The sequence below is a fragment of the Streptosporangium carneum genome (assembly GCF_027922005.1).
Classification (GTDB): Bacteria; Actinomycetota; Actinomycetes; order Streptosporangiales; family Streptosporangiaceae; genus Streptosporangium; species Streptosporangium carneum.
The window spans coordinates 70,469-96,642 of sequence record NZ_BSEV01000006.1 but is presented as its reverse complement, the minus strand read 5'-3'; the positions used below and the strand labels follow the sequence as shown (position 1 = coordinate 96,642).

At 71.5% G+C, this 26,174-nt stretch carries 28 protein-coding genes; 15 read left to right on the top strand and 13 right to left on the bottom strand.

Annotated features, from left to right (window positions below; genetic code table 11):
- Positions 1 to 47 precede the first annotated feature (47 nt).
- Positions 48 to 989: a quinone oxidoreductase family protein gene (locus tag PKF00_RS15640; RefSeq protein ID WP_271218241.1), complete on the bottom strand. Its 942-nt coding sequence runs from the start codon at positions 987 to 989 to the stop codon at positions 48 to 50.
- A 124-nt stretch (positions 990 to 1,113) separates the two neighbouring features.
- Between PKF00_RS15640 and PKF00_RS15635 the strand changes: the two genes are divergently transcribed.
- Positions 1,114 to 2,001, top strand: a complete 888-nt coding sequence (locus tag PKF00_RS15635) for a LysR family transcriptional regulator (protein WP_271218240.1) — start codon at positions 1,114 to 1,116, stop codon at positions 1,999 to 2,001.
- 3 nt (positions 2,002 to 2,004) lie between these two features.
- On the opposite strand, the gene PKF00_RS15630 is transcribed toward PKF00_RS15635, so the two are convergent.
- Entirely contained in the window at positions 2,005 to 2,697 is a 693-nt protein-coding gene (locus PKF00_RS15630; RefSeq protein ID WP_271218239.1) for a DUF3152 domain-containing protein, read from the bottom strand.
- A 288-nt stretch (positions 2,698 to 2,985) separates the two neighbouring features.
- Here PKF00_RS15630 and PKF00_RS15625 point away from each other — a divergent pair, with 288 nt between their 5' ends.
- Together PKF00_RS15625 and lanL are read left to right on the top strand one after the other, a co-directional pair.
- Positions 2,986 to 4,074, top strand: coding sequence for a class I SAM-dependent methyltransferase (locus PKF00_RS15625; protein ID WP_271218238.1), 1,089 nt, complete (start codon positions 2,986 to 2,988; stop codon positions 4,072 to 4,074).
- Between the two features lie 502 nt (positions 4,075 to 4,576).
- The gene (gene lanL / locus PKF00_RS15620) at positions 4,577 to 7,441 is read left to right on the top strand and encodes a class IV lanthionine synthetase LanL (RefSeq protein WP_271218237.1); all 2,865 of its coding nucleotides are present in this window, start codon (positions 4,577 to 4,579) and stop codon (positions 7,439 to 7,441) included.
- Positions 7,442 to 7,648: 207 nt separating this feature from the next.
- Here lanL and PKF00_RS15615 read toward each other — a convergent pair whose 3' ends face one another.
- The 3 genes from PKF00_RS15615 to PKF00_RS15605 all read right to left on the bottom strand — a co-directional run bounded on the left by PKF00_RS15615 (position 7,649) and on the right by PKF00_RS15605 (position 10,145).
- Positions 7,649 to 8,092 carry a type II toxin-antitoxin system PemK/MazF family toxin gene (locus tag PKF00_RS15615; RefSeq protein WP_271218236.1) on the bottom strand — a complete coding sequence of 148 codons (444 nt, stop codon included), beginning with the start codon at positions 8,090 to 8,092 and terminating at the stop codon, positions 7,649 to 7,651.
- Between the two features lie 77 nt (positions 8,093 to 8,169).
- The gene (locus PKF00_RS15610; protein WP_271218235.1) at positions 8,170 to 9,393 is read right to left on the bottom strand and encodes an exonuclease domain-containing protein; all 1,224 of its coding nucleotides are present in this window, start codon (positions 9,391 to 9,393) and stop codon (positions 8,170 to 8,172) included.
- Between the two features lie 158 nt (positions 9,394 to 9,551).
- Entirely contained in the window at positions 9,552 to 10,145 is a 594-nt protein-coding gene (locus PKF00_RS15605; RefSeq protein ID WP_271218234.1) for a hypothetical protein, read from the bottom strand.
- A gap of 317 nt (positions 10,146 to 10,462) precedes the next feature.
- Here PKF00_RS15605 and PKF00_RS15600 point away from each other — a divergent pair, with 317 nt between their 5' ends.
- Together PKF00_RS15600 and PKF00_RS15595 are read left to right on the top strand one after the other, a co-directional pair.
- The gene (locus tag PKF00_RS15600; protein ID WP_271218233.1) at positions 10,463 to 11,782 is read left to right on the top strand and encodes a sensor histidine kinase; all 1,320 of its coding nucleotides are present in this window, start codon (positions 10,463 to 10,465) and stop codon (positions 11,780 to 11,782) included.
- Positions 11,779 to 12,471 carry a response regulator gene (locus PKF00_RS15595; protein ID WP_271218232.1) on the top strand — a complete coding sequence of 231 codons (693 nt, stop codon included), beginning with the start codon at positions 11,779 to 11,781 and terminating at the stop codon, positions 12,469 to 12,471. The genes PKF00_RS15600 and PKF00_RS15595 overlap by 4 nt, the downstream gene beginning before the upstream one ends.
- Before the next feature lie 105 nt (positions 12,472 to 12,576).
- On the opposite strand, the gene PKF00_RS15590 is transcribed toward PKF00_RS15595, so the two are convergent.
- Positions 12,577 to 12,771 (bottom strand): DUF5302 domain-containing protein, encoded by a 195-nt coding sequence (locus PKF00_RS15590; RefSeq protein ID WP_271218231.1) that lies wholly within the window; start codon positions 12,769 to 12,771, stop codon positions 12,577 to 12,579.
- 160 nt (positions 12,772 to 12,931) lie between these two features.
- Here PKF00_RS15590 and PKF00_RS15585 point away from each other — a divergent pair, with 160 nt between their 5' ends.
- Positions 12,932 to 14,062, top strand: coding sequence for an ROK family protein (locus tag PKF00_RS15585; protein WP_271218230.1), 1,131 nt, complete (start codon positions 12,932 to 12,934; stop codon positions 14,060 to 14,062).
- Between the two features lie 18 nt (positions 14,063 to 14,080).
- On the opposite strand, the gene PKF00_RS15580 is transcribed toward PKF00_RS15585, so the two are convergent.
- Positions 14,081 to 15,253, bottom strand: coding sequence for a Gfo/Idh/MocA family protein (locus PKF00_RS15580; RefSeq protein WP_271218229.1), 1,173 nt, complete (start codon positions 15,251 to 15,253; stop codon positions 14,081 to 14,083).
- A 106-nt stretch (positions 15,254 to 15,359) separates the two neighbouring features.
- Between PKF00_RS15580 and PKF00_RS15575 the strand changes: the two genes are divergently transcribed.
- Genes PKF00_RS15575 through PKF00_RS15565 form a run of 3 tightly spaced genes read left to right on the top strand, consistent with a single transcriptional unit; the run spans position 15,360 to position 18,359 of the window.
- The gene (locus PKF00_RS15575) at positions 15,360 to 16,619 is read left to right on the top strand and encodes an ABC transporter substrate-binding protein (protein WP_271218228.1); all 1,260 of its coding nucleotides are present in this window, start codon (positions 15,360 to 15,362) and stop codon (positions 16,617 to 16,619) included.
- A gap of 5 nt (positions 16,620 to 16,624) precedes the next feature.
- On the top strand, positions 16,625 to 17,554 hold the full coding sequence (locus PKF00_RS15570; RefSeq protein ID WP_271218227.1) for a carbohydrate ABC transporter permease: 930 nt from the start codon (positions 16,625 to 16,627) through the stop codon (positions 17,552 to 17,554).
- Positions 17,547 to 18,359, top strand: coding sequence for a carbohydrate ABC transporter permease (locus tag PKF00_RS15565; protein ID WP_271218226.1), 813 nt, complete (start codon positions 17,547 to 17,549; stop codon positions 18,357 to 18,359). The genes PKF00_RS15570 and PKF00_RS15565 overlap by 8 nt, the downstream gene beginning before the upstream one ends.
- Positions 18,360 to 18,383: 24 nt before the next feature.
- On the opposite strand, the gene PKF00_RS15560 is transcribed toward PKF00_RS15565, so the two are convergent.
- On the bottom strand, positions 18,384 to 18,566 hold the full coding sequence (locus PKF00_RS15560) for a hypothetical protein (protein ID WP_271218225.1): 183 nt from the start codon (positions 18,564 to 18,566) through the stop codon (positions 18,384 to 18,386).
- A gap of 81 nt (positions 18,567 to 18,647) precedes the next feature.
- Here PKF00_RS15560 and PKF00_RS15555 point away from each other — a divergent pair, with 81 nt between their 5' ends.
- Positions 18,648 to 19,094, top strand: coding sequence for a MarR family winged helix-turn-helix transcriptional regulator (locus PKF00_RS15555; protein WP_271218224.1), 447 nt, complete (start codon positions 18,648 to 18,650; stop codon positions 19,092 to 19,094).
- 25 nt (positions 19,095 to 19,119) lie between these two features.
- Positions 19,120 to 19,344, top strand: coding sequence for an HGxxPAAW family protein (locus PKF00_RS15550; RefSeq protein ID WP_309298400.1), 225 nt, complete (start codon positions 19,120 to 19,122; stop codon positions 19,342 to 19,344).
- Between the two features lie 26 nt (positions 19,345 to 19,370).
- Here the strand turns inward: PKF00_RS15550 and PKF00_RS15545 are convergent, their stop codons facing one another.
- Entirely contained in the window at positions 19,371 to 19,715 is a 345-nt protein-coding gene (locus tag PKF00_RS15545; protein ID WP_271218222.1) for an anti-sigma factor antagonist, read from the bottom strand.
- A gap of 386 nt (positions 19,716 to 20,101) precedes the next feature.
- Between PKF00_RS15545 and PKF00_RS15540 the strand changes: the two genes are divergently transcribed.
- A complete protein-coding gene (locus PKF00_RS15540; protein WP_271218221.1) occupies positions 20,102 to 21,427 on the top strand; it encodes a cation:dicarboxylate symporter family transporter in 1,326 nt (441 codons plus the stop codon).
- A gap of 46 nt (positions 21,428 to 21,473) precedes the next feature.
- Here the strand turns inward: PKF00_RS15540 and PKF00_RS15535 are convergent, their stop codons facing one another.
- The 3 genes from PKF00_RS15535 to PKF00_RS15525 all read right to left on the bottom strand — a co-directional run bounded on the left by PKF00_RS15535 (position 21,474) and on the right by PKF00_RS15525 (position 23,424).
- Positions 21,474 to 22,007, bottom strand: a complete 534-nt coding sequence (locus PKF00_RS15535; RefSeq protein ID WP_271218220.1) for a Clp protease N-terminal domain-containing protein — start codon at positions 22,005 to 22,007, stop codon at positions 21,474 to 21,476.
- 3 nt (positions 22,008 to 22,010) lie between these two features.
- On the bottom strand, positions 22,011 to 22,238 hold the full coding sequence (locus PKF00_RS15530) for a helix-turn-helix domain-containing protein (RefSeq protein ID WP_271218219.1): 228 nt from the start codon (positions 22,236 to 22,238) through the stop codon (positions 22,011 to 22,013).
- A gap of 238 nt (positions 22,239 to 22,476) precedes the next feature.
- On the bottom strand, positions 22,477 to 23,424 hold the full coding sequence (locus tag PKF00_RS15525) for a phosphotriesterase family protein (RefSeq protein ID WP_271218218.1): 948 nt from the start codon (positions 23,422 to 23,424) through the stop codon (positions 22,477 to 22,479).
- Between the two features lie 534 nt (positions 23,425 to 23,958).
- On the opposite strand from PKF00_RS15525, the gene PKF00_RS15520 reads away from it, so the two are divergent.
- From PKF00_RS15520 to PKF00_RS15510, 3 genes are read left to right on the top strand one after another with little or no spacing between them, the layout of a single operon-like run.
- Entirely contained in the window at positions 23,959 to 24,399 is a 441-nt protein-coding gene (locus PKF00_RS15520; RefSeq protein ID WP_271218217.1) for a DoxX family protein, read from the top strand.
- A gap of 57 nt (positions 24,400 to 24,456) precedes the next feature.
- Positions 24,457 to 24,825 carry a DUF2203 domain-containing protein gene (locus tag PKF00_RS15515; protein WP_271218216.1) on the top strand — a complete coding sequence of 123 codons (369 nt, stop codon included), beginning with the start codon at positions 24,457 to 24,459 and terminating at the stop codon, positions 24,823 to 24,825.
- Between the two features lie 59 nt (positions 24,826 to 24,884).
- Complete coding sequence (locus PKF00_RS15510; RefSeq protein ID WP_271218215.1) at positions 24,885 to 25,247, top strand: MmcQ/YjbR family DNA-binding protein; 363 nt, start codon at positions 24,885 to 24,887, stop codon at positions 25,245 to 25,247.
- Here PKF00_RS15510 and PKF00_RS15505 read toward each other — a convergent pair.
- On the bottom strand, positions 25,231 to 26,145 hold the full coding sequence (locus PKF00_RS15505) for a D-alanyl-D-alanine carboxypeptidase family protein (RefSeq protein WP_271218214.1): 915 nt from the start codon (positions 26,143 to 26,145) through the stop codon (positions 25,231 to 25,233). The two genes, PKF00_RS15510 and PKF00_RS15505, sit on opposite strands and share 17 nt — an antisense overlap.
- Positions 26,146 to 26,174 lie beyond the last annotated feature (29 nt).

Here is a 26,174-nt window from a genome sequence, read left to right as displayed (position 1 = left end):
CGTTAGCCGGTGCGACCGGTGCGAGGGCGGCACGACCGCGGCCGGAACTAGGGACGCAGGACGATCTTGCCCGTCGTACGGCGGGCGAGGATGTCCTCCAAGGCCGTCCTGGCGTCGGAGAGGGCGTACTCGCCGCCCACGATCGGCCTGATCCGGCCTGTGACGGTCAGCTCGAGCAGCTCGTTCAGCTGCGCCCTGTAGCCGCCGGGCTGCGCGAGGAGGGGGCGGATCCAGAAGCCCGCCACGGCGACGTTGGACTCGGACAGGCGCTCCACGTCGACGGGGCTCGGATCCTGGTGGGAGGCGGTGCCGTAGCTGATCAGGCGGCCGAACGCCGCCACCGCGCCGAGCGCGGCGTCGAACACCGGGCCGCCGACCGCGTCCAGGATCACGTCGGCGCGGTTGCCCAGGTTGGCCTCGATCACCCGCTCCGCGTAGCCCTCGGCCGAGCCGTCCACCGCCGCGTCCGCGCCGAGGCTCAGCGCCAGGTCCAGCTTCTCCTCGCTCGACGCCGTGGCGATCACCCTGCCCGCCCCGAGCTCTCTGGCCAGCTGGACCGCGAGGTGCCCGACGCCGCCCGCGGCCGAGTTCACCACGACGCTCTCGCCCTTGCGCAACCGCGCCGCCGTGCCCAGCAGGTGCCAGGCGGTCAGCCCCTGGACCAGCAGCGCCAGCCCCTCGCCCGCGCCGATCTCCTCCGGCAGCTCCACGACGTCGTCGGCCTTGATGAGGGCCTTGGAGGCGTAGCCCTGCCTGGCCAGGCCCATGACGCGGCGGCCGTCCCCGGTCCGCCCCACGACCTCGCTGCCGGGGATGAACGGCAGATCCGGGGGAAGGTACGTTCCGGCCACCCGCTCGGCGTCGGCGAAGTTCACCCCGGCCGCCTCGACGTCGACGAGGACCTCGTCCTGACCCGGCACCGGGTCGGGCAGCTCGGTCTCGGTCAGTGTTTCCGGGCCGCCGAGACGGGTGATCTGGATGGCGCGCATGACTGTCCTCTGCTTCTTCGGTTGGCTGTGCCGGTCAGCGTAGGAAGCGCCATGAGAGGGAACCAGGGGCCGGAGTTCATGAGATCGCGTTTTCCATTAGGAGCGTTCATATAACGTCTGCACCGTGACCAACGAGGATCTGACGGCGGGCGAGCTGCGCGTCCTGGTCGCCGTCGAGCGGGAGCGCGGCTTCTCCGCGGCCGCGACGGAGCTCGGTCTCACCCAGTCCGCGGTCTCCCACGCCGTCAGGGCCGCCGAACGGAAGATCGGCGCGGTGCTGTTCCAGCGCGGCCGCAACGGCGCCCGGCCCACGGCCGCGGGGGCGGCGGCGGTCGGGCACGCCCGGCGCATCCTGCGCCTCATGGACGTCATGAAGGCCGAGACGCACGCCGCGTCCGCGGGGGAGACGACGGGCGCCATCCGGGTCGCGGCGTTCCGCAGCGCCGCCTTCCACCTGCTGCCCACCGTGCTCGCGCGGTTCGCCAGGCGCTATCCGAAGGTCACGGTCGACGTCCGGATCGTGCAGGAGATCGGCAGGGGCATCGCGGGGGAGGTGCTGGACGGCAGGGCCGACCTGGGCATCGCCACGCTTCCCTCAAGGGTGGGCGGGCTGGTGGGGCGTGACCTGTTCGCCGAGCCGTACGTGCTGGCCTACCCGGCGGGGCATCCGGAGCCGCGCAGCCTGCCGATGATCGACTGGCACGAGAACTGCTCGGCGGAGACCAGGCTGTGGCTGGCCAGGCAGGCGTGGATCCCGTCGAGCGACATCCAGGTCGAGGACGACGGGGTCGTGGTCTCGATGGTCGGCTACGGGCTGGGCACCGCGATCGTGCCGAGGCTCACCCTGGCGGACGCGTCCCCGAAGGTCGCGATGGAGGAGCTCGACGCCGACCCGCCGATGCGGCACGTCGGCTACGTCACCACCTCCGAGATGCTGAACTCCGCCGTCGTCCGCGACCTGGTCGGCGAGCTGCGGGCGTACTGTGCCAAGAGGTTCGCCGCGGCGGGCTGAGCCTCAGCGCCTCGGCGACGGCCAGGGGTTGGGGCGGCAGCCGTACAGCGACTTGGTCTGCTGGAGCATCACCGGGGCCCGCCTGCCGGGTCCGGGGCACGGAATGTGGCCGTGCCCGAGCCCGTGGCCGACCTCGTGGCTGACGACGTACTCCCGGTAGGAGGCGACGTCGCGGCCGTAGCCTCGCACGCCCGCGTTCCACCGCCTCGCGTTGATGACCGCGCGCCCGCGGTTCCAGCACGACAGCGCGCCGAAGGTCTCCAGCGGCCTGCACTTCCTGTCGGTCATCGCGGGGCTGGACAGCGAGACCCTGATTCTCACCGGCCCCCGCCTCACACGCTGGAACCGGAAACCCCAGCCGCGCCGGTCGTTGAGGATCCGGTGCACCTCGTCGGCGAACTCGCGCCCGTCGAACGGCAGCCCGCGCTCGACCTCGACGACGTACCGGATCACCTTGCCGCCTCCGCGGCGGCGGGCGGGAGGAGCGGCCTCGCCCGCCACGACGGCGTAGCGGCCGCTCGCGGACGCGGGGACGGAGACACGCCGAGGCTGCCGCCGTCCGTTCGCGAGGAGGAACGTCCGCTCGGGGCCCGCCTTCCCCAGGTCGACCGGAACGGGCGGCGGGGTCGGTGTCGCGGTGGGCACGGGCGGTTCGGCGAGGCCGGTCGGCTCGGCCGCCAGAGGAACGGGCGGCACGGGCTCTTCGGGGTCGGGCGCCGGATGACCGCTCAGCACGGCGCCGCCGCCGACCACGAGCGTGGCTGAGATACTGACAGCAAGAAGCCACAAAAAGGTCTTACGCTCGCTGAGCCTAACGATCCTCGACATAGGCCGCAAACCCTATTATCCATCGCCGCTGCCGATCACCCTGGGGAGGAGTCGATCGCCGGGCGATTCCTCGACGGCGCCGCCTTCGCCGTCTCCGTGTCGCCCGTGCCCGACCGCCTGTCCACCTCTGGCGCCGGTGATGGGACGGAGGCCACGATGACCACTGACCCGACCACCGATCCGGCCACGCGGACGCCTCCTGAGGCGACCGCGGGGGAGTTCGCCGAGCGCCTGATGGGGGCCGCGCTGAGCGCCATGGAGGTGCTCTCGGTCCATCTCGGGGACCGCCTCGGCTGGTACAGGGCGCTGGCGGGGCACGGGCCCGCCAGCGCCGCCGAACTGACCGCCCGCGCGGGCGGCCACGAGCGGTACGCCAGGGAGTGGCTGGAGCAGCAGGCCGCGGCCGGGATCCTCTCCGTCGGCGAGGACGGCCGGTTCGCCCTCCCACGAGGCGCGGCGGAGGTGCTGACCGACGAGTCCAGCCTCGACTACCTCGCGCCGCTCGCCAGGATGACGGCCGCGACCGCCGCGCAGACGCCCGCCCTGCTGGACGCCTACCGCGACGGCGGCGGCGTGAGCTGGGCCGCGTTCGGGACGGACATGCGCGAGGCCCAGGCGGAGATGAACCGGCCCTGGTTCGAGCGCGCGCTCCCCGGAGCCCTCGCCGGGGTCGCCGACCTCGACGCGTCGCTGCGCCGCCCCGGAGCCCGTCTCGTCGACGTCGGCTGCGGCGGAGGGTGGTCGACCATCGCCCTGGCCAGGGCCTACCCGCAGGCGGTCGTCGAGGGCGTCGACATCGACGGTCCCTCGATCGAACTGGCCGCCCGCAACGCCGAGCGGGCCGGGCTCGACGTCGCCTTCCGTCACGAGGAGGCGGAGTCGCTCCCCGCCGGGGTCTACGACGCGGTCTTCGCCTTCGAGTGCCTCCACGACATGCCCCGCCCCGTGGGCGCGCTGGCCGCCGCCCGGCGCGCGCTCAGGCCCGGCGGCGCCGTCGTCGTCATGGACGAGGCCGCCGCCGAGTCCTTCACCGCCCCCGCGGACGAGACCGAGCGGTTGCTGTACGGCTTCAGCCTGCTGATCTGCCTGCCGGACGGCATGTCCCACAAGCCCTCGGCCGGCACCGGGACCGTCATGCGCCCGGACACCCTGCGTCGTTACGCCACCGAGGCGGGTTTCCGGGACGTCGAGATCCTGCCGATCGAGGACTTCGGGTTCTGGCGCTTCTACCGGCTGCTGCCTTGACGATCGGCGGGGGAAGGACGACGGTCGGCGGCGTGGTTCCCGAGGGCGCCCGGGGCCGGAGCCCGTCAAGGGGCTGAACCGCTTCAAAACTCAGGACGACCAGCGTATATTCATTTTATTGGGGATATATCACTTTTTCTTTGCGGGCCGAATTCCCCGTGGCCGCCGCGGCGGCGCCCCCTGTTTCCCGCCGGCCGGGATCTCCATTCTCGAATGAGTGATTTTCCGTGGTGCGACCGTCCCGCGGCGCGCTTTCCTGTGGCATGGCGGCCGGGGCAGGGTGAAGGCTTCCCGGCAGCTCTCCGCGCTGTGCGCCGCGTAACGGCCGTGACCTCGCGGGATTCGGCGACGCGGACATGCGGTCTCAGCCGAATTCCGAGAAGGGGGGTGCGCGATCCCTTTTCCCGGTGTGCAATAGCGGTGGTTTTCCAGTCGTCGAACGGCTTCTCGCGATGTTCTTCTCGGGTGGCGTCGAGCCGTGGCAGCCGAAGGGTGGGTTCCCTTGAAAACTCGTCCGGACGATCCGGCCCTCCTGCGCGACATCGTGGCCGCGGAGCTCGCGCGGAGACCTGACCGCGACTGGTCGATCGACGTCGAGGACTTCTGGTGCAAGGCCGCCCCCGTCGCGTACCCGATGCCCGCGCAGGGGTGGAAGCTGCACGTGTCGGCGACGATGCTCTCCGCCCCCGTCGTGCTGTCCCGCGTCGCCCCCGTGCTCGTCGAGGCGGGCTGCGCCTTCAAGTTCCCCGCCAGGCTGAGCGCCTACTGGGATCTCACGGGACCGCACTGCCCCCGCGCCCACGCGGGCAAGTTCGTCACCGCCTACCCCCTCGACGACGCCGAGTCGGTGCGGCTGGCGGCCCGGCTCGACGACGTCACCCTGGGCCTTCCCGGGCCGGTGATCCTCTCCGACCGCCCCTACCGGGAGGGCGGGATCGTCCACTACCGCTACGGGGCCTTCCACGGGCACAGGACGCTCGGCAACGACGGAGTCTACGAGATCCGCCTGCGCACACCGGAGGGAGCGCTGGTCCGCGACGAGCGGCTGCCGCGCTTCTCACCGCCCTCCTTCGCGGTCTCCCCCTTCGGGGAGCGGGCCCGCCGGACGCCGCAGGGCGGGCGCGACGGCGGAAGGACGAGACCGCCGTCCGCGGTCCTGCTGAACGACCGCTTCGTGGTCAGGGAGGCCGTACGGCACGCCAACCGGGGCGGTGTGTACGTCGCGGAGGACCGCAGGACCGGCGCCGAGGTCATCGTCAAGGAGGGGCGTCCGCACGCCTGCTCCGACCTCGGCGGCAGGGACGCGCGAGACCGGATCGCGTTCGAGCGGTCCCGGCTCGACGCCCTCGCCACGACCGGGGTCGTGCCTGCCGTCGTGGACTTCTTCGAGCAGTCGGGGCACGTCTTCCTCGTGGAGGAGCTCGTCGCGGGGACCACGCTGCGGCACTGGTCGGAGCGGAACGCCGGCCCTCTCGGCGAGGACGGCTTCGGGCACGCGGCGGCGGAGGTCCTGCCCGTCCTGCGCCGCCTCGTCGCGGCGTTGCGGGCCGTCCACCGCCACGGTCACGTCTTCCGCGACCTCTCGCCGGACAACGTGATGCTCGTGCCCGGCGGGGAGGTCCGGCTCATCGACCTGGAGTACGCCGCCGTGCCGGGGGTCACCGTCATGACGGGCGGGACCCCGGGCTACCTGGCGCCCGAACTGGCCCCGCACAGCGGCAGGTTCCTTCCCGCCCCCGACGCGACGGCCGACCTCTACGCCCTCGGCGCGACGGCCTACTTCCTCGCGACCGGCAGCGCGCCGCAGCTCGCGCCGGACGAGGTGACGGGGCACGCCGGCGGACGGCGGCTGGCCGGCCACGTCGCCGAGGTCGCCCGCGCCAACGAGACGCTGGCCCTGCTGCTACCCCTCGTGACGGGGCTGACGGCCGAGCCCGGCCGGCGATGGTCGCTGGAGGAGTGCGAGGAGTTCCTCGACGCGCTCGACGCGCGCCCTTCCCCCGCCTCCTCTCCTCCCACTCCCGGCCGCTCCCTCGCGGGACGGCGCCCCACGGCCCGAGACCTCGTCGCCGACGGGCTCGCGCACCTGGTGGAGACGCTGGAGCGACGCGAGGGCGGCCCGTCGCCCTGGCCCGCCGCCGGAGACGTCGAAGTGGATCCGTGCTCGGTGAACGCGGGCGTGGCGGGAATCCTCGGCGTCCTGACCCTCGCCCGCCGCACCGAGGGCGGGCACGGTGTCGACGAGGCCGCCGCGTTCGCCGCGAGATGGCTGCGCAGACGCCTCGCCGAGGAGGAGGTCTGGCCTCCGGGCCTGTACTTCGGGCGTTCCGGGGCCCTGTGGGCGCTCCACGACGCCGCGCGGCCCGGGGGAGGCACGGGAGAGCGCGGCAGGGACACCCGGGAGGACACCCGGGAGGACACGGAGACGGCGGAGTTCGCGTTGCGGGCGGCGCGACGGCTGCCCGTCGACCATCCCAGTCCTGACGTGACACACGGGCTCGCGGGTTGCGGCATGGCCGTGCTCCGCCTGGCGCTCCGCTCCGGGGACCCCGTGCTCGGGGAGCGGGCCCGCGAGACGTTCCAGCACCTGCACGACGCGCGCTCCTACCGGCGGGGGCGTCCCCAGTGGCCCACCCCCGAGTCGTTCGACTCCGGTCTGGCCGGGGCCAACCATCTCGGCTTCGCGCACGGTCTCGCGGGCGTCGGCACCGCGCTGCTCTACGCCGCCACGGCGTTCGGACGTCCCGAGTGGATGGCGAGCGTGCGCGAGGTCGCCCGCGCCCTCGGCGAGCACGCCGACGTCGACGGGGACACCGCGTGGTGGCCGACCCTCCCGCAGGAGCCGCTGACGCTCCGTCCGCGCAGGCCCCACTGGTGCAGCGGGTCGTCCGGGATCGGTTCCTTCCTGATCCGCTACTGGAGGGCCACGGGAGACCAGACGGCTCTGGTCCTCGCGGACAAGGCCGCGACCGCGGTCCATCGCGTCCGGTGGCAGCTGGGCTCGGTGCCCTGCCACGGCCTGCCGGGAGAGGGGGAGTTCCTTCTCGACATGGCCGAGTTCACCGCCGACGACCGTTATCTCCGGTGGGCGGAGGACCTGGCCCGCTGCCTGGAGGCCAGAGCCGTCAGGCACGAAGGCAGATCGCTCGTGCCCGACCCCTTCTCCAGGGTTCCCCCGGGCTTCCTCGGCGGCACGGCCGGCATCCTCGCCTTCCTCCTGCGGTTGCGCCACCGGAACGCACGGCTGTGGATGCTGGACGACGTGGTGACGCCGGCGGGGAACGCCCCCGAAGGACTCGCCGCCTTCCCCCAGGAGGCGGCGGCGGTGAGACGGCAGGCCGCGCCCGGCGCGGCCGTGACCCCATGAGGAGGTGAGAGAGATGTCCTTCGACGTTCAGGACCTGCAGGATCTGCAGGAGCGTGAGCCCGTGGCCGCCGAGGCGGCCAGGCTCAGCAACTGCCGCATCCACCCGTTCTGCACCGACAACTGATGACAGGATCCCGCCTGCCCGACGCGGCAGGCGGGGTTCCTCGTGATCCGGGCGGACGGACCCCGGCCGAGCGGGGGACGGGGCTAACCGTCGGCGGCCCAGCCGTGGACCCTCCGCAGGACGGCGGCGACGCGGGCGAACCGCTCGGGCTCCAGCACCGACCCCTCACGCCGGATGTCGTCCTCGTCGAGCTCGAAGACCCGGTCGAGGCGCAGGTAGGAAACCCGGTCGTCCCGATCCCAGCCGCCTGGGCCGAGCGTGAGCCACTCACTCGGGTCGCCGTCGCCGCCGCGGCTGGACAGCATCATGGCCAGGAGCCTTCGCCGATGCCTGCCGACGACCAGCAGCGGCCTGTCCTTGCCCCTGGCGGGGTCCTCCTCGTAGGGAACCCAGGCCCAGACGATCTCACCGGGGTCGGCGAGTCCGTCCAGGTCGGGGGAGTAGTCGAGGGAGGCCGCCCGGCTCACGCCGTGGACCTCCCTGACCGCGCCGCGAGCCGGTCGCGGGTCTTCACCGAGATTACTCACAAAAGCACCTTATTGGACCTTGCATCGGATCCCGCGCTGTTCCGCGGCGGGTGTGCCGGGCGCGGCCGGAGGGCGTCTCAGCCGAGCATGCGGGCGAAGGCGTCCGGTGTGACGATCGGGATGCCGTAGTCACGGGCCTTGCGAGCCTTCGTGGACAGGCTGTCCGGGTCGGCCGCGACCAGGAGCCTGACCCGTTTGGTGATGTAGCCGTGCGGGACGTACCCCGCCTGCCGGGCCCGCAGCTCCCACTCGTCACGGGCGCCGTCCATCTCACCGGTGAAGACGACCAGATCACCGGGGGAGAGACGGAAACGGGCGAACCCCGGTCGCGGGCTCGCGGACGCGTCCGCCAGCGCGCGGGCGGCAGACTCCGTGGAAAGGCCGAGAAGAGTGGCGACGAGGTCCAGCTCGTGCCTGTCGTCCTCGGTCACCGGGCCTTCCGCCAGGGCGGCCCCGGCCAGGACCGTGAGGTAGTTGAGGTGGAGGCCGGCCACGTCCGCCCTGCCGAGGTCGAGCCGCGCGGCGAGGCCGACCAGGGCGTCCGCCTCGGCGACCGAGACGTGGTGGTCGAGGAGCGCCTCGTCGAGCAGGGTCAGGTAGGCGGCCGCCCGCCCGGGATCCGCAGGACAGGACGGCCGCTCGGCGATCCTGGCCAGGAAGTGCGGGTCGCGCTCGGCCGAGACGCCCCGCCGCACCCCGGCCGCGCCCGAGCCGGTGATCACGGGCCAGGGGAAGGAGCGGCTCATGCCGAGCAGCGGCGTCCACGGCGGGCGGGGACCGGCCAGGTCCAGGTAGTGGCGGAGCAGCCCCGCCGCGGCGTGGGCGTCGACCAGGGCGTCGTGGTGGCCGTTGAGGGGAATCCCGGCCCTGGCGCAGCAGTCGGCCAGGTTTCTCGGGGCCCCCGGCAGGAACTCGGCGGACCAGGCCATCGTGCACACCCCGGCCGCGTGGTCCAGCGGGGTCTCGACGCCCATGCGGCCGAACTCGTGGGAGACGAAGCGCACGTCGAAGGGAAGGTTGTGAGCCGCGACGACCCGCCCTTCGAGCCGCTCCACGACGCTGCCCGCGATCTCCTCGAACACCGGGGCGTGCCTGATGTCGGCCGCGGTGATGCCGTGGATGTGCTGGGGTCCCAGATCGCGTTCGGGATTGATCAGGGTGCTCCACTCCCCGGTGACCTCGCCCGCGAGGTCCAGGTGCACGATCCCGATCTCGATCACACGGTCGTTCCACGAGGGGCGCAGACCGGTCGTCTCGACGTCGATGACCGCGTATCCGCGCGGCTGACCCGCTGCGGGCATCGCCCTCCCTCGTGAACGGAGCCGTCTGGGAACAGCGACTACCACCCTACGGGCCCCGCACCCGGCGTTTCACCATGCCCTTCACGGTGTCCTTCACGGTGTCCTTCACGGCTCGGGGCGAGGCGGGAACGACGGGCGGGCCGGGGCGCCCGCCGCGGTCACGCGGGCACCGCGGGAGAGACCACACCCGGCTCCCCGGACCGCGACCACGTCGCCAGGGAGAGCCAGATCAGGGACGCGCAGGCCAGCAGGTGAATCCCGCTGATCAGCGGGGTGTCGGGCAGCGGGGCGAGCAGGGCCAGGAGCGGCAGGCTGAGCCCGTACCCCACGGCGGCCACGCGGGGCAGGACACCGGCCTTGAGCATGGAGAGGCCGAACAGCAGGGAGCCCGCGACGAAGACCACGACGGAGCCGAGCAGGGCCACCCTCGTGGGCCCCCTGAGAAGTTCGGCGGCGACGCTCCCGTCGAGGAAGAAGACCACCAGGTTCAGCGAGAACGACACACCGGCGAACAGGCCGAGACCCAGGACGTTCACCGCGTACGCGATCGCGCCGAGACGTCCCGCAGCGGCGCTCTGGCGCAGGTGGAAGGCGGTCAGCGCCGGTGCGGCGAAGGCGGCCCCGACGCCCGCCACGAAGCTCGTGCCGAGCGTCTCACCGGTGAACGCCTCGATCGCGCCGGGTACGCCGAGGGAGAGTCCGGTGAGGACCCCGCAGACCGCGCCGAAGCGCAGCAGCCAGGAGAGAGACATCAGGGAACCCCTTTTCCGTATCTGATTCTGTGTCTGGTTCTGTGTCTGGTCGGATCCGGTGACCGGCCGGGACGGCGCGGTCCGTGCCGGACGAGACGACCGTAGGAACGGCGGCGCGCGGGGCGTAAGTGCCGTGCGTTCTCTCTCCGGCGTCCGTACGTCACGGCGGCGCGGGACGGCCCGTGGCCACAGGGCACGTGCCGTCCGGCCAAAAAGGCGTCAACCAGGCCGGAGCCGTCGTTGGAGCGCCCTGTCCGGCGTAATCTGCTCGCAGGCGGCCGCCGTTCGGCCGCACGACCGTTCGGAGGCGCCCCCACATGACTCCGTCGCAGACCGGGTTCGCGGCGGACCCGCGTGCCTCCGCCCGGCGACCGGGACAGCCCGCGTTCGCGCAGCCGGTGCCCTGGGTCTCGTTCACGCTCTACGCCGCGGTGCTCGCGGGCGGCGTCTACTACGACGTCGTGGGCGAGGGGCACCGTGAACCGACGCACATGGCCGGTTTCGTCGGCGGCCTCGTGTCGCTGCTCGTCCTCGACGTCGTCGAGCGGCGCCGTGTCGGCGCCCGGCCTCCGGCGGGCGTCGCGGTCGCGCTGCTCGCGGCGCGCCTGGCACTGTTCGCCGCGGTGACGGCGTTCGACGGCTCCGGACTGTCCCGGGCACTGTTCCTGCTCGTGCCGTTCACGGCGTACTTCGCCTTCGGGCGAAGGGCGGGCATCGCACTGGGGGTCGCATGCCTCGGGCTGCTGGTGGCCGCGTTCGCCCTGTCGGTCCCCGGGTGGTACACCAGGGCCGACTACATCTCCGACCTGCTCATGTTCGCCCTCGGCCTGATCCTCGTCGTCTCCACGGCCCAGGTCGCCGTCGGCGAGCAGGAGGGGCGGGTACGACTGGAGCACACCCTGCGGGAACTGGAGGCCTCCCACGACAGGCTGACGGCGTACGCGGGGCAGGTCGCCGAACTGTCGACCGCGATGGAGCGGACCAGGGTGGCCAGGGACATCCACGACAGCCTCGGCCATCACCTCACCGCGATCTCCATCCAGCTGGAGAAGGCCTCCGCCTTCAGGGACCTGGACCGCGTCGCCGCGGACCGGGCGCTGACCGACGCCCGTTGGTCGGCCAGGCGCGCGCTGGAGGAGGTTCGCCAGGCCGTGCGCGCGTTACGCGCCGGGACGCGGCCCTTCTCGCTGTCGGAGGCCCTGGCCGAACTCGTCGGGCACGCGGGCGACGGCCGTATGACGATCACTCTCGATCTCACCGGCCAGGAGGACGGCTATCACGCCGAGGCGCTCGTCGCGCTCTACCGGGCCACCCAGGAGTGCCTGACCAACGCCCGCAGGCACGGCGACGCCGAACACGTCTCGATCTCGGTGACGTTCGGCGACTCGGTCGCGCGGCTCGTCGTCACCGACGACGGCAGGGGATTCTCCCCCTCGGAGCAGGGGGAGGGGTTCGGCCTGCTGGGCATCAGGGAGCGCACCCGCCTCCTCGGCGGCCAGGTCGGCATCCGGAGCGACAAGGGGGACGGCGCCTCGATCACCGTCACGATCCCCCGCGCGGCCGGAGCCGCGGCGGCCACGGCCGGACCCGCCCCGGAGCTCGGAGCCGCAGGCCGTACGGCGCGGGCGGCCGGATGAGCGGGAGCAGAGCGTCCCGCGAGCCGGTGCGGGTGCTCGTCGTCGACGACCAGGAGCTCATCCGCGAGGGCATAGCGTCCCTGCTCGGCATCCAGCCGGGCCTGACCGTGGTCGGGACCGCCAGGGACGGGGAGGACGCGGTCCAGCGGGCACTGGCCCTCGAACCGGACGTGATCCTCATGGACGTCAGGATGCCGGTGGTCGACGGCGTCGAGGCGGTGACGATCCTGCGCGGACGGATGCCGCGCTGCCGGATCGTCATGCTGACCACCTTCGACGACGAGGAGTACATCGTCAGGGCGCTCGCGGCGGGCGCGACGGGCTATCTCCTGAAGGACCTGCCCGCGGCGGACCTGGCCGACGCGGTCCGCCTGGCCCACGCCGGCGTCACACAGCTCGACTCGTCGGTGGCCGGACGCCTGGCGTCCATGCTGGCCCGCGCGAGCCGTCCCTCACCGGCGCCCGCCCCCGCCGCGGGGGAGGGCGAGGAGATCGACAGCGCGTTGACCGGCCGTGAGATCGAGGTGCTGCGTCTCGTCGCGGGCGGTTCGACCAACAGGGAGATCGCCTCGCGCCTGTTCCTGAGCGAGGGGACGGTCAAGAACCACATCTCGCGCATCCTCGGCAGGCTCGGTCTGCGGGACCGGACCCAGGCGGCCATCTACGCCCGTGACCACGGGCTGCTCTAAAGCTTCCGCCCGGAGCCGCCCTGGTCTGGATGGTTCTGTCTTCGGCACGTGCTGTCTCCGCGGACGCGGAGACAGCACGGCGCGACGACGGCGCCGGAGCGCCGCTCAGCCGCCGCTCTTACGGCGGAAGGAGCGCTTGCCGCCGACCGGGCCGTGGGCGCCGTGGATCTTCGAGGAGCCCTTCCCCTTGCCTCCGGCGGCCGCCTCGTTCTGGGCGAGCTTCTTGCGCTCCAGAGCTTCGCGGAACTTGCGCTTCAGCTCGTCCTCGGAACTCTCGGGTTCCGGTGTGACGTCAGACATACGGACCTCCTGGATCTGGACGGGCGATCCAACGCTCCGGCCAACCGGATCTTCATCTTCTCATGTCCCCAAACCGGGGTGCTTGGCAGTAAATATGAAAGACTCTTGTTTAAGTAGGGTAGTCCCGTCACAGGGGTTCCGAGCGAGGCGAAGGGGTGCGATGAGACAGGAGAGCGGCGACGCGTCCCTGCTTCGCAGGTTGAACTCGGCGGCGATCCTGCGCATCCTGCGCGGCGGGGAGGTCGTGACCCTCACCGAGCTGGCCAGGGCGGCACGGGTCTCCCGGCCGACCGCGGAGGGGATCGTGGAGGACCTGCTCGCCAAGGAGTGGGCGGAGGAGTGCGACGGGGGGCCCGCGGACCGGCAGCGCGGCAGGCCCGCCAGGCGCTTCCGCTTCCACGGCTCGGCGGGCCACGTGATCGGCGTGGACGTCGGCGGCTACAAGCTGCTCGCGGTGACCGCCGACCTCAACGGGGAGATCCTCGCCACGCGCAGGGTCGCGGTCTCCCCGGACATGCCGCAGGCCGATCGGATCGGGGCCGTCGCCGCGCTCGTCGAGGAGAGCGTCGTCGACAGGGCGAAGCTGGCCGCGGTCGTGGTCGGCACCACCGGGGTCGTCGACGAGACGGGACGAGTGGTCAAGAGCGTGGCCATCCCCGAGTGGACCGGGGTGCACCTCCAGGCGGAGCTGGCCGGTCTGATCCCGGTGCCGATCCTGGTGGAGAACGACATGCGCCTGGCCGTGCTCGCCGAGCACTGGCGGGGCGTCGCCGCCGGGTACCGGGACGTCGTCTACCTGTTCACCGGCAACAGGATCGGTCTCGGCCTGCTGATCGGCGGCCGGTTGCACCGGGGCAGCCACGCGGCCTCGGGGGAGATCGGCGACCAGTCGAGCGGCTACCGGCTGGCCTTCCGGAACGTGATCGACTACGCCATGTCGGCCGACCCCGGAGAGCTGCGCTCTCCCGGGCGGGCGGCCGAGTTCGCCGTCGGCAGGGCACGGGCGGGGGACGAGGCCGCCGCCCGCGCGGTCGAGGCGTTCGCCACCCGCCTGGCCGAGGGGCTCGTCACCATCGTCAACCCGCTCGATCCCGAGCTGGTCGTGGTCGGCGGCGGCTTGTCCCAGGCGGGGGCGCTGCTCGTCGAGCCCATCCAGCGGCACCTGAACCGCGTCACCCTGTATCCGCCCGAGGTCGTGGCCTCCCGGCTCGGCAACGAGTCCGTGGCGCTCGGCGCGGTCCGCCTGGCCCTCGACCACCTCGACAGGACGCTGTTCACCCAGGCCCTGTGACCCGGGCGGGAGTGAGGGTCAGACCTGTCCCGCGGCGAAGTAGGCGGCCAGGTCGGGGTCGACCGGGGGCACCTGGCGGGGGGTCGAGCCGTCACGCAGGGACAGCGTGGCGTGCACGCCCGCCGCGATGCTGTCCCGCGCCGCCACGGGGGAGGTGTCGGTCCGGCCGCCCTCGGCGGCGAAGCGGACGAACTCCGTGATCAGCCCCTCGTCCGCGCCGCCGTGGCCGCCGACCCCGACGGTGACCGGCACCTGGAGGTCGCCCTCCGGGTCGTAGTCCCGCCTGCCGCCGTTCCAGACCCGCACGACGGCGTTCTCCCCGTGGTCGCCGAAGTTCTCCAGCCGGCCCGCCGTGCCGATGACGGTGTAGTTACGCCAGTAGTCCGGGGTGAAGTGGCACTGCTCGTAGCTGGCGTAGACGCCGTTCTCCAGGCGCATCTGCATCATGGAGAGGTCCTCGACGTCGACCACGGGGTTCAGGCCGCGCTGGGCCAACGGCGGCCAGTTGGTCGAGGGGCTGAACCAGTCGGCGGGCAGGTCCTCGGAGCGGTCGGTGACCCGTCCGTAGACCGTCAGCCCACCCATGCCCGTGACCAGCGAGGTCCTCGATCCCGCCAGCCAGTGGATCACGTCGATGTCGTGGGCGCCCTTCTGCAGCAGCAGCCCGGTGGTGTTGCGCCGGTCGGCGTGCCAGTCCTTGAAGTAGTAGTCGCCGCCGTGCCCGACGAAGTGGCGGCACCACACGGCCCTGACCTCGCCGATCGCCCCCTCCAGGATCAGCCGCCGCATGGTGCGGACGACCGGCATGTGACGCATGTTGTGCCCCACGTACAGCCTGGCGGCGTGGTCGCGGGCGGTGCGCAGGATCAGGTCGCAGTCCTCGACCGTGATCGCCAGGGGCTTCTCGACGAGGGTCGCCTTGCCCGCCCGCAGCGCGGCGACGGCCAGCTCGACGTGCGTGTGGTCGGGCGTGAGGATCATCACGGCGTCCACGTCGTCGGCCAGCAGGCCGGCGAAGTCCGCCGTCTCGCGCAGACCGGGGCCGAGCTCGTCGCGGGCGCGCCGTCGCGCCCGCGGATCGGGGTCGCAGAGCGCCACCACCCGGCTGCCGTCGCCGGGCCGGTGGGCCTCCAGGGCCAGTGACCTCCTCAGGCCGTATCCCGCAACTCCGATGCGGAGGTCGTTCGTCACAGTCGCTCCTTGCTCTGCTCACTTCTGCGCCATTTACCCTAGTTATTTTCATAAATGAGCGCTAGCCTCCGTACTCACTCGTACAGCTCGACAGATAAGGGACGAGATGAGCAAGAAGGTGTGGGCGCTCATCTGCGCCGGCGCGCTCGTGACAGGCGCCGCGGGATGCTCCTCCTCAGACAGTGGGGACTCCGGAGACAAGGTCACGCTCAGCTACGGCATCTGGGACAAGAACCAGAAGCCCGCGATGGAGAAGATCGCCCAGGAGTTCGGCAGGACCCACCCCGGCATCACGGTCAAGGTCGAGCTGACCCCGGGTTCCAAGGACTACTGGACCAAACTGCAGACCTCGGCCGCGGGCGGCAGCGCCCCCGACGTGTTCTGGATGAACGGCCCCAGGGTCGGCCTGTGGGCCTCCCAGGGCGCACTGCTGCCGCTGTCGGACCGGATCGCCAAGGACGGCTTCGACACCTCGAAGTTCCCCGCCTCCCTCAACGAGCTCTACACCCTCGAGGGCAAGCAGTACGGCGTCCCCAAGGACTACGACACCGTCGGCCTGTTCTACAACAAGGACCTGTTCGACAAGGCCGGGGTGAAGTATCCCGACGCCTCCTGGACGTGGGAGGACGTCCGCGACGCGGCCAAGAAGCTCACCGACCCCGAAAAGGGCGTGTACGGCATCGCCGCCCCCGCCTGGTCCCAGGAGGTCTACTACAACACGATCTACCAGGCCGGCGGGCACGTCATCTCCCCGGACGGCAGGAAGTCCGGGTTCGACGACCCGGCCACCGTCGAGGGCCTGCGTTTCTGGGTGGACATCATCAACAAGGACAAGTCCTCCCCGACCATCCAGCAGCTCGAGGACACCGACCCCATCCAGATGTTCCAGAACGGCAAGGTCGCCATGTTCTCCGACGGCTCCTACGACGCCATCGCCTACAACCAGACCGAGGGGCTCAACGTCGACGTCGCCCCGCTGCCCTCGGGCCCCAAGGGCAAGGGCGTGATCATCCACGGCCTCGCCAACGTGGTCTACGCCAAGTCCGAGCACCCCGACGAGGCCTGGGAGTTCGTCAAGTTCCTCGGCGGCGAGCAGGCCAACAGGATCCAGGCGGAGACCGGGACCGTCATCCCCGCCTACGACGGACTCCAGGACACCTGGGTGAAGTCCATGCCCAAGCTCAGGCTCCAGTCCTTCATCGACCAGGTGCCGGACGCGGTGCCGTACCCGAGGTCGATGAACACCGCCGTCTGGTCCACCAAGGAGACCGAGCTCATCGCCCAGGCCTTCGCCGGGACCAAGGACCTCGACGCGACGGCCAAGGAACTGGCCGCGTTCATGAACGACGCGCTGGCCAAGGAGTGAGCGTCGTGGAGAGGGCGGCCGTGGAGGGGGCGGCCGCCCGCCCCGCGACCCGCACGCGACTGCGCGACCGCGAGTGGTTCTGGGGCTACCTGATGATCGCGCCGCTCACCCTCGGCCTCGGCGTGTTCTACCTGTGGCCCGTCCTGCAGTCCGTCTACTACAGCTTCACCGAGTGGACGCTCTTCGGCGACAGTTCCTGGGTGGGGCTGGACAACTACGCCACCCTCCTGCGGGACCCCGAGGTCGGCAAGGCGCTGTGGAACACCTTCCTGGTCGCCGCGTTCGGCCTGCTGGTCATCCCGGTCTCGATCGCGGTGGCGGCCCTGCTCAACACCAGGGGCCTGCGGCTGGTCTCGTTCTACCGCACGCTGTACTTCCTGCCGGTGGTCACCATGCCCGCGGCCGTGGCGCTGATCTGGCGCTGGCTCTACAACGGCGAGTACGGCCTGATCAACTACCTGCTCTCCCTGGTGGGCGTCACGGGAAGGTCCTGGATCTCCGACCCGTCGACCGCGCTCTACGCCGTGATGGTCGTCTTCGTCTGGACGTATCTCGGCTACTTCACGGTGATCTTCATGGCGGGCCTGCAGGGCATCCCCGGCCACCTCTACGAGGCGGCGGCCATCGACGGCGCGGGACGGTTCCGGCAGTTCTTCCGGATCACCCTGCCGCTGCTGACCCCGACCGTGTTCTTCTCCGGCGTCCTGATGGTGATGTACGGCCTGCAGATGTTCGACCTGCTCTACCTGATGTTCGGCAAGAACAGCCCCGCCTGGGCGGACAACAAGACGATCGTGCTGCTGTTCTACAACAAGGCCTTCGAGGAGGGCGCCAAGGGGTACGGCGCGGCGATCGCGGTCGTGCTCATGGCGATCACCCTGGCGATCACGGCGGTCCAGTTCCGCCTGCAGAGAAGGTGGGTGCACTATGCGTAACGGTCGCCTCTGGCCGGTGCACCTGGTGCTCGCCGTCGGGGCCGCGGCGATGGTGGTCCCGTTCTTCTGGGAGGTGCTCACCTCGCTGAAGACCTTCACCGAGTCGACGCGGGTGCCGCCGACGTGGATCCCGTCCTTCGAGTGGTCGAACTTCACCCGGGTGCTGGACAGCACGCCCTTCGTCCAGCAGTTCGGCAACACGGTGGTGATGACCGTCGTGCGGACCCTGGCCCAGCTGCTGTTCTGCTCGCTGGCCGCCTACGCGTTCGCCCGGCTGCGCTTTCCCGGCAGGAACGTCATCTTCGTGCTGCTGCTCTCCGTGCTGATGGTCCCGGACCAGCTCTTCCTGATCCCGCAGTACCAGATCATCAAGGGGCTCGACCTGCTGAACACCCTGCCGGGTCTCTTCCTGCCGGGCATGTTCAGCGCGTTCGGGACCTTCATGCTGAGGCAGTTCTTCATGGGGCTGCCGGACGAGATCGAGGAGGCGGCCAGGCTCGACGGCGCGAACCCGTTGCGGATCTTCTGGAGTGTGATGCTGCCGCTGGCCAGGCCGGGACTGCTCGCCTTCGGCGTGCTGACCGTGCTGTGGTCGTGGAAGGACCTGATGTGGCCGCTGGTGGTCAACACCGACCCGGAGAAGATGACGCTGTCGGCGGGACTGGCCGCCCTCCACGGGGAGCACGTCACCGAGTACCCGGTGCTCATGGCGGGCTCGCTGATGGCGACCCTGCCGATCATCGTGGTCTTCGTCGTGCTGCAGAGGCAGCTCATCCAGGGGATCGCCTTCACCGGATCGAAGTGACCCGTGGGAAAGGGCCCTCGGACGTCAGTGCACGCCCAGGGCCATCAGCACCAGCAGGCCCGCGAGGTGGCCGACCACCACGAACACGATGACGAACAGGAAGATGAACCTCGCGGGCCCGTGCTCGAAGTGCTTGCCCTCCCTGAGGGAGGGACGCCCGGCCTGACGCTCGGCGATCCGCTCCTCGATCGTCTTGCCGTGAAACATGGGACTCCCTCTCGCCCGCCGACCCTTGGCACAACAATAGTTTGTGTACCAATTATTGTACTATGGCGGTCGGGAGGTGCTGTGACCGACATGACCGACGCCCTGAGTCTGGAGCGACAGGTGTGCTTCGCGCTGGCGGTCGCCTCGCGCAGCGTCATCGGCGTCTACCGGCCGCTGCTGCAGCCGATGGGGCTCACCCACCCCCAGTATCTGGTGATGCTCGCCCTCTGGGAGCAGGCGCCGCTGTCGGTGAAGGAGCTGAGCAAGCTACTGCAACTCGACCCCGGTACGCTGTCACCGCTCCTCAAGCGTCTTGAGGCGATCGGCTACATCCGGCGGCGACGGGACAGCCAGGACGAGCGCGTCCTGGTGGTCACGCTCACCGCGGAGGGCCGGGAGCTGAGGAGCGAAGCTGAGAGGATTCCGTCGTCCGTGGTCGAACGCCTGGGTATGGACCTGGAGGAGCTGCAGGAGCTCCACCGGTCGCTGACCCGCGTGATCGCCGCGGCGAACGGCGCACATCGCTGATTCACGGAGAGGACAGGAAAGGCTCATGGCTGGAAGCCACGGAGGAAGCCCCAAGTCTTGGCTTGCGGTGATCGTCATTCTGCTCGGGTTCACCGTCGGCGGTGTCGCCCTGTGCATCGGCCCCAACTGGGCGATGTTCTGGGCCGGGGCCGGGATCATCGCGGTCGGCGGTGTGATCGCCCTGGTGGTCGACATCTTCTCCGACGTGATCATTGACGCTCCCAGGGTGCCGCTGGACAACAGCAACTGACCGGGGCGACCGGTCGGGAGGCCGGGTCACCGCTGCCGCAGAGCCTCCTCGACGGAGGGGGAGAGCTCGAAGGCGGCGCGCAGGCCGGTGATGGCCAGGATGCGCTCCAGAGTGCCGTGGACCCCGACGAGGACCAGGCGGGTTCCCAGGGCGCCGCTCCTGCGGAGGTTTGTGATCAACTCTGCGACGCCGGTGGAGTCGCAGAAGGTGAGCGCCGTGACGTCGATGACCACGGTCGGCGGGGGCCCGGCCTCCCAGACCCTGGTCATCTCGCTGCGGAGGACGGGCGCGTGGTGGTAGTCGAGCTCTCCGCTCGTCTCGACGACGCACGCCGTACCGTGCAAGTTTGATGAAACTGTGAAAAAAGCCATGTTCTGCTCCTCCGCCCGCAGGCGGCAGGGCGGGCTGCCTCTGTCCTACCAGGTCTGGGGCTCCGATGAGACACGGAGAGTCAACCGGGTCGGACACGGCGCCCGGCAGGCGCGGGCCCGTCGTGCCGGGGCGGGCGCGCCCGCCAGGGCTTCCTCACGGCCTCGCCGCAGGAACCGGACGCTCTCCCGGGCGCGGACGAGACACGGGCGGTCTCCCCGGGGGTGAGACGCCTGCCTGCCGGGCGCGGACGGCCCCTCCGGGCGCACGGACGAAACGCGGCCGAAACGCGGCCGAAAACGCGGCGGACGGTGACGCGGGGTGACGACATGAGCTCTCATGGTGACTCGACCGGAGTTTTCGTCGAGGCCGGGGAGGCAGAGCGCCCATGTCCCGTGATCGAACCCGCCACCTGTACGCGGCCGTCCTTCTGGCGGTGATCGCCGGCGTCGTCGTCGGGCTCGCGGCCCCCGCGTTCGGCCAGGGGCTCAGGCCGCTGGGCACGGCCTTCGTCGCGCTGATCAAAATGATGATCGGCCCGATCGTCTTCTGCACCATCGTGCTCGGCGTCGGATCGGTCGCCGGAGCGGCCAGGGTCGGCAGGATCGGCGGCCTGGCGCTCGGCTACTTCCTCGTCATGTCGACCGTCGCCCTGGCCGTCGGCCTGGCCGTCGGCAACCTCGTGGACCCGGGTCAGGGCCTCCACCTCACCGACGAGCTTCGCAGGACCGCGGAGACGGAGGCGGCGAAGGCCGACGAAGGCGACACGGTCGCCTTCCTGCTCGGGATCATCCCGGCCACGCTGGTCTCGGCGTTCACCGAGGGACAGGTGCTGCAGGCCCTGCTGGTCGCCCTGCTCACCGGGTTCGCCCTGCAGGGGATGGGGGAGCGGGGCGCCCCGCTGCTGGCCGCCGTCGAGCACGTGCAGCGGCTCGTCTTCCGCGTCCTCGCCATGATCATGTGGGCCGCTCCCGCCGGCGCGTTCGGCGCGACGGCGGCGGTCGTCGGCGCGACCGGCGTGGACGCGCTCAGGAGCCTCGCCGTCATCATGCTCGGCTTCTACGGGACCTGCCTGGTGTTCGTACTGGCCGTACTGGGGCCGCTGCTCTGGCTGGCCGCCCGGGTCAACCTCCTGTCACTGCTGCGCTACCTCGGAGGGGAGCTCCTGCTCATCCTGTCCACCTCCTCCTCCGAGTCGGCGCTGCCCCGGCTGATCGCCAAGATGGAGCACCTGGGGGTGAGCCGCCCCGTCGTCGGCATCACCGTGCCGACCGGTTACTCCTTCAACCTTGACGGCACGGCCATCTACCTGACGATGGCCACCCTGTTCGTCGCCACCGCCACCGGCGCGCCGCTGTCGCCCGGCGAGCAGATCTCCCTGCTCGCCTTCATGCTCATCGCCTCGAAGGGGGCCGCGGGAGTCACGGGGGCGGGTCTGGCGACGCTCGCGGGCGGCCTGCAGTCCCATCGCCCCGACCTGGTCGACGGCGTCGGCCTGATCGTCGGCGTCGACCGTTTCATGTCCGAGGCCCGTGCGCTGACCAACTTCACGGGCAACGCGGTGGCCACCGTCCTGATCGGCGCCTGGACCGGTGGATTCGACCGGGAACGCGCGGCCGAGGTGCTGTCAGGACGCGCTCCGTTCGACGGGACCGGCCTCCTGGACGACCCGCCGCCCGCCGGCCGCCCCGACTCCGCGATGTCCTCCATCTGAGCGACGCCGACGGGCGGTGCGGCGTTCCAGACCGGCTCGGGCCCGCTCAGGCCGACGGGCGAAGGAACCGCAGGCGTGCCGCCAGGTCGCAGAGGTCGACGCCGAGGCGGCGCAGGATCGCGACCGAGGCGTTCGAGCCGTCGGCCAGCAGGCCCCGCAACAGGTCCTCCTCCGTCACCGCCGTCCCCGAGCCGTGCCAGTGCATGGCGACCTCCACGACCTTCCTCGCCCTGCCGGTGAGCGGGAGGTCGCCGGCGGGACCGGTGAGCACCACGCGCAACGGGCGTACGCGGGAGCGGCGCAGCCGCCACGCCGCCGGGTCGTCGCGGCGACGCAGGACACGGCGACGGATCTCGTCCAGGTCGATTCCCAGCGTGGCCAGCAGCTCACGGTCGTCGGGAGAGGTCCCGATCTCCGCCAGGACGGCCTCCGGCGTCACCGTGACCCCCTCGACCGGCCACGACTCCGCCAGGGCGAGCAGCAGCATGTCCTCGTCGAGGGTCGCACGGCCGTTGTCGAGCGCCAGCAGGGCCGCGCGGACCATGACCCGCCTGGCCTCCTGGGTGAACACGTGGAACATCCGTCATCTCCCGCCGTCGACGATCCGGTGTGCGTGCTTCCTGTGCGCCGTCTGCCGTTTCACGCCCAGCGCGGCCGCGATGGCCTCCCAGGACGTTCCCCTGGCCCGGGCGTCGGCGACGTGCGCGGCCTCAAGCTCCTCCAGCAGTCGCCGCAGCGCCGCGACCGCGGCCAGCGCCGTCACCGGGTCCTCCCCGTCGACGGCCCCCGCCAGCTCGGTTACCGATGCCATGTTGTCAGCATATGCTGACAACGACCGCTTGTCAGCACAAGCTGACACTTTTCCTTCCGGAACACCCTCGCTTTCCTCCGGAACGTCCCCGCGGCCGACCAGGGCGACGGATGACCTCGTCCGCGCCCGTCTCCGGAACGACATGATCACGGCGGTGTCGCAGGAGCCGCAAGCCGACTCCGTCGGCGGGAGCAGCCGAGGGCGGCGGGGTTTCCGCCGGCGTCGTGCGCCGGGGCTGTCACGGCCAGGAGACGGCGAACGCCTCGGCGGGATTCTCCCGGAAGAACACCGCGGTGATCTCGGGGCCCAGTTCGCGGTCGATCCCGGTGCGCAGGCCGGACAGGAGATAGGGCATGCCCGGTCCCTCACCGGTCGAGGCGCGCGCGGAGGCCGTCGTGGTGTCGCCGCCGACGAGGATCCGGCGCGCGTGACCTGCCTCGACAAGCGAGACGAGGCAGTCGAGCAACCGCCAGTCGGTGGCGTGATGGGCGCGGGAGGGACCGTCGAACGCCAGGTACGCCCCGGCTTCGGCGGCCTGCCGGTGGGTTCGCGAGTCCGGCATGCGGTTGAGGTGTCCGAGGATCACCCGGTGCGGCGGCACGCCGTGGACCGCGCAGAGCAGCTCAAGAACGTCGAGGGCGGCGGTGCCGCCTTCCAGGTGGACGCCGATCGGCGCTCCGGTGGCACGGTGGGCGTGCGCGGCGGCCGCGAAGACGCGCCGGGTGTGCGCGTCGAGACCGTGGAACCCTCCGGCCACTTTGATCATCCCGGCCCGGGCGGTGAGAGGGGCGCCGTCGGGGGCGTCGTCCGGGCGGGCGCCACCGGTCAGTTCGGCGACGAAGCGCTCCTCAAGGCCGTCGGCGAGGTGGCGCAGGGCGTCCTGGTCGTAGTGAACGGCCTGGTGCAGCCCGGTGGCGGCGACGATGTGGACTCCGGCGGTCCGCGACAGGGCGGGAAGGGCGTCGGCTCTGCGGCCCATGCCGATCGGTGTCCACTGGACCACCGCTTCGCCGCCGAGGGCGGCGAAGGCGCGCAGTTCCGCCTCGGCGGCGGCGGGGTCGTCCAGCTCCTGGCCGGGCAGGCGCGGCGAACGGAGGAACAGATGGTCGTGGGCGTCGCAGACCCCGAGGTCGGCGGGGGCGATGTCGCCGAGGACCGTGCGGACCAGCGGGGCGGGCGCGGTCATCGGCGGGCCGCCCGATCGGCCGCACCCGCGCCACCGTGATCCGCCCGCCTCGCCGTACAGTTCCCCCGCACGCCGCCTCCGCTCCTCACGTGCCACCGTGTCTGTTGTCTGGTGACCGTAACACCACCGGGGCGCGGCGGTCCCGCGCCCGTGCTCGTCGGAGACAGGTTCGTACGGCCGTCTCGGCCCGCGTCACCGGCGGGCCGCGGGTCGCCTCACCGGCCACGAGCGGCACGCGCTCAGGTGCGGCTCGCAACCGCTGGAACCCATGCGCGGCAGGACGGTCTTCTCTCGGCCGAGGTTGTCCGTATAGCGTCGACTTGAGGAGGCCGAGCAGGCCGGTGACCTGCTGGGACGCCTTCTCCCGCACGCCGTGCCGTTGCTGGGTGAGAAGGCCTGGCCGGGTGTGTCCCCTCCGCCGCCCGCCGTTTCCCGGCGCGGGCGCCGCTGGTCGGCGTCGCCGTCTCCCGTCCCGTCGCGTGCTCTCGGCGGGGACGGGGCGCGGCGGACAAGCAGCAGACAAGGAGAGCCGCCGTGAAATTCGTCGAGTCGGTCAGACCGTACGTCCTGTCCCTGTTCCGCGTCGTCGTCGGGTTGCTCTTCGCCTGCCACGGCGCGTCCAAGCTCTTCGGCGTGCTCGGCGGCGAGGTGGCCCGTTTCGGCGCCTGGCCGATGTGGTACGCGGGCGTCATCGAGCTCGTCGGGGGGACCCTGGTCCTCCTCGGCCTCGCCACGCGGATCGCGGCGCTGATCTGCTCGGGCGAGATGGCCTTCGCCTACTTCACCGTCCACCAGCCGAAGGCCCTGTGGCCGATGGAGAACGAGGGAGAACTGGCCGCCCTCTACTCCTGGTCGTTCCTGCTGATCGCGGTGACCGGTCCCGGAGTGTGGGCGCTCGACACCTGGCTGGGCCGCGCCCGAGGACGGGCGCCGGCCACCCCGGCCACGCCGACCAGGCCCGCCAGCACGCTCTGACGGCGGCCAGGTGCGGAAGGCGGACAGGAAACGTCCGCGAGACGCTACCGTTCAGGGGTGGACAGGATCTTCACCGTGGCGGAGGCGCGGGCGCTGATGCCCGCCCTGCTGGAACGGGCCGACGAGTTCGTGAGCCTGCGCGGGGACCTGGCGGAGCTCGCCCAGGACCTTCGCGAGCACGGGAGGTCGGAGTCCGGCGGCCTGCCGGAGGCGAAGGCGATGGAGGCCCGTCTGGACGAGATCATCGGCTGGTTCGGGACGCAGGGCGTCGAGGTCAAGGGGGTCGCGCCCCTGCTGGTCGACTTCCCCGCCGTGCTCGGCGGGGTGCCGATCCGCCTGTGCTGGCTCGAGGGCGATCGCGAGCTCGCCTGGTACCACCGCGCCGACGTCGGGTTCGCCGGGCGTCGCCCTCTCGGCCGGATCTGACCGCTCGTGCCCGCGGAGACCCCTCGCATGATCGCCGACGACCTTGGCAGGGAATTCCGATGATCACTGCTGACGACGTGCGCCGCGTCGCCATGGCGTTGCCCAGGACCGAGGAGAAGCTCGTCAGGGACCGGGTGACGTTCAGGGTCGGCAGGATCGTCTACGCGGCGATCTCGCCCGACGAGACCTCGATGGGCTTCGCCTTCCCCAAGGAGGAGCGGGCCGCGCTGATCGCGGCCGAGCCCGAGAGGTTCCACATGCCGCGCCCCTCCGACGAGCGCTACAACTGGATCAGGGTCTGGCTCGGCGCGATCGACGAGGCCGAGATGCGCGAGATCGTCCAGGAGGCGTGGCGGATGGTCGTGCCGAAGAAGGTCGCGGCCGCCCGTTTCGGCGAGCCCGGGGTCACGAGGTCCCGCTGAGGTAGACCTCCCTGGCAAGCCGGGTCGTCTGCTCCGTGGAACGCCGCCAGGTCGCCGTCGAGGGGTGCGCGGTGAGCAGCACCATGATCCAGCGCTCCTGCCGTCCGACGAGCCCGGTGGTGTGGAGCACCGGATGCCCCAGATCGGGGACCGGTCCCGCGGCCGTCGCGGAGAGCGCGGAGGCGGCGGTCGTCCCCGCGGTCGCGGGGGTCGTCGAGAGCGCGGGGGCGGCGGCCGTCCCTGAGGAAGGAGCCGTCGGCGCGCACCGGACCGGAGGCGTCGAGCCGTACCCCGACCAGCCCTGCTTGACCGCCCAGGGGCGGGGCGCCGCGCGGGGGATGCCGAAGTACTGGTCGAAGCCGTCGGAGCCGCACTGCCCGGCGTTGCGCAGGTGGCCGAGGACGAGGTCGCGGACTCTCGGGGCGGCGGCGTCGAGCAGGTAGCGGTAGGTCCGGGTGACGTCCATCGCGCTGAGCGAGGTGTAGCCCCAGAAACCGGGCTTGTCGGCGGGCGGGGGAGCGGTGTCGGTCAGCCGGAGTCTGCGGGCCGTCCGCTCGACGATCCTTCCCCGGCCGCCCCTGGTCCAGAAGGAGGTCGCCGCGTCGTCGTCGCTGACCCGCAGCATCTTCCCGAGCAGGGCGAGGTCGTTCTTGGGGACCTTCGGGTGCGACTCCAGGTAGTCGATCGCGATCATGATCTTCACCACCGACGCCGACCGGAACCTCCGGTGCGCCTCGCGCTGCGCGGTGATCCTGCCCGTCTGCCGGTCGAAGACCACGTATCCGGCCTTCACCCCGGCCGGGACGTGCGGCCTGGCGGGGGCGGATGCGGCGGAGGCGGGGCCGGCGACGGCCAGGAGGGGGAGGGCCGTCGCGATGAGGGCCATAAGACGCGTCACCCCCAATGCCTACCAGATCCCCCCGTCCG

Bases quoted from the DNA above. Each gene is read 5' to 3' on its own strand.
- PKF00_RS15530 (WP_271218219.1), bottom strand. From the start codon at position 22,238: ATGGCATCGGTAACCGAGCTGGCGGGGGCCGTCGACGGGGAGGACCCG.
- PKF00_RS15625 (WP_271218238.1), top strand. From the start codon at position 2,986: ATGACCACTGACCCGACCACCGATCCGGCCACGCGGACGCCTCCTGAG.
- PKF00_RS15600 (WP_271218233.1), top strand. From the start codon at position 10,463: ATGACTCCGTCGCAGACCGGGTTCGCGGCGGACCCGCGTGCCTCCGCC.
- PKF00_RS15510 (WP_271218215.1), top strand. From the start codon at position 24,885: ATGATCACTGCTGACGACGTGCGCCGCGTCGCCATGGCGTTGCCCAGG.
- PKF00_RS15565 (WP_271218226.1), top strand. From the start codon at position 17,547: ATGCGTAACGGTCGCCTCTGGCCGGTGCACCTGGTGCTCGCCGTCGGG.
- PKF00_RS15525 (WP_271218218.1), bottom strand. From the start codon at position 23,424: ATGACCGCGCCCGCCCCGCTGGTCCGCACGGTCCTCGGCGACATCGCC.
- PKF00_RS15585 (WP_271218230.1), top strand. From the start codon at position 12,932: ATGAGACAGGAGAGCGGCGACGCGTCCCTGCTTCGCAGGTTGAACTCG.
- PKF00_RS15535 (WP_271218220.1), bottom strand. From the start codon at position 22,007: ATGTTCCACGTGTTCACCCAGGAGGCCAGGCGGGTCATGGTCCGCGCG.
- PKF00_RS15595 (WP_271218232.1), top strand. From the start codon at position 11,779: ATGAGCGGGAGCAGAGCGTCCCGCGAGCCGGTGCGGGTGCTCGTCGTC.
- PKF00_RS15640 (WP_271218241.1), bottom strand. From the start codon at position 989: ATGCGCGCCATCCAGATCACCCGTCTCGGCGGCCCGGAAACACTGACC.
- PKF00_RS15540 (WP_271218221.1), top strand. From the start codon at position 20,102: ATGTCCCGTGATCGAACCCGCCACCTGTACGCGGCCGTCCTTCTGGCG.
- PKF00_RS15605 (WP_271218234.1), bottom strand. From the start codon at position 10,145: ATGTCTCTCTCCTGGCTGCTGCGCTTCGGCGCGGTCTGCGGGGTCCTC.
- PKF00_RS15545 (WP_271218222.1), bottom strand. From the start codon at position 19,715: ATGGCTTTTTTCACAGTTTCATCAAACTTGCACGGTACGGCGTGCGTC.
- PKF00_RS15610 (WP_271218235.1), bottom strand. From the start codon at position 9,393: ATGCCCGCAGCGGGTCAGCCGCGCGGATACGCGGTCATCGACGTCGAG.
- PKF00_RS15550 (WP_309298400.1), top strand. From the start codon at position 19,120: ATGGCTGGAAGCCACGGAGGAAGCCCCAAGTCTTGGCTTGCGGTGATC.
- PKF00_RS15590 (WP_271218231.1), bottom strand. From the start codon at position 12,771: ATGTCTGACGTCACACCGGAACCCGAGAGTTCCGAGGACGAGCTGAAG.
- PKF00_RS15575 (WP_271218228.1), top strand. From the start codon at position 15,360: ATGAGCAAGAAGGTGTGGGCGCTCATCTGCGCCGGCGCGCTCGTGACA.
- PKF00_RS15560 (WP_271218225.1), bottom strand. From the start codon at position 18,566: ATGTTTCACGGCAAGACGATCGAGGAGCGGATCGCCGAGCGTCAGGCC.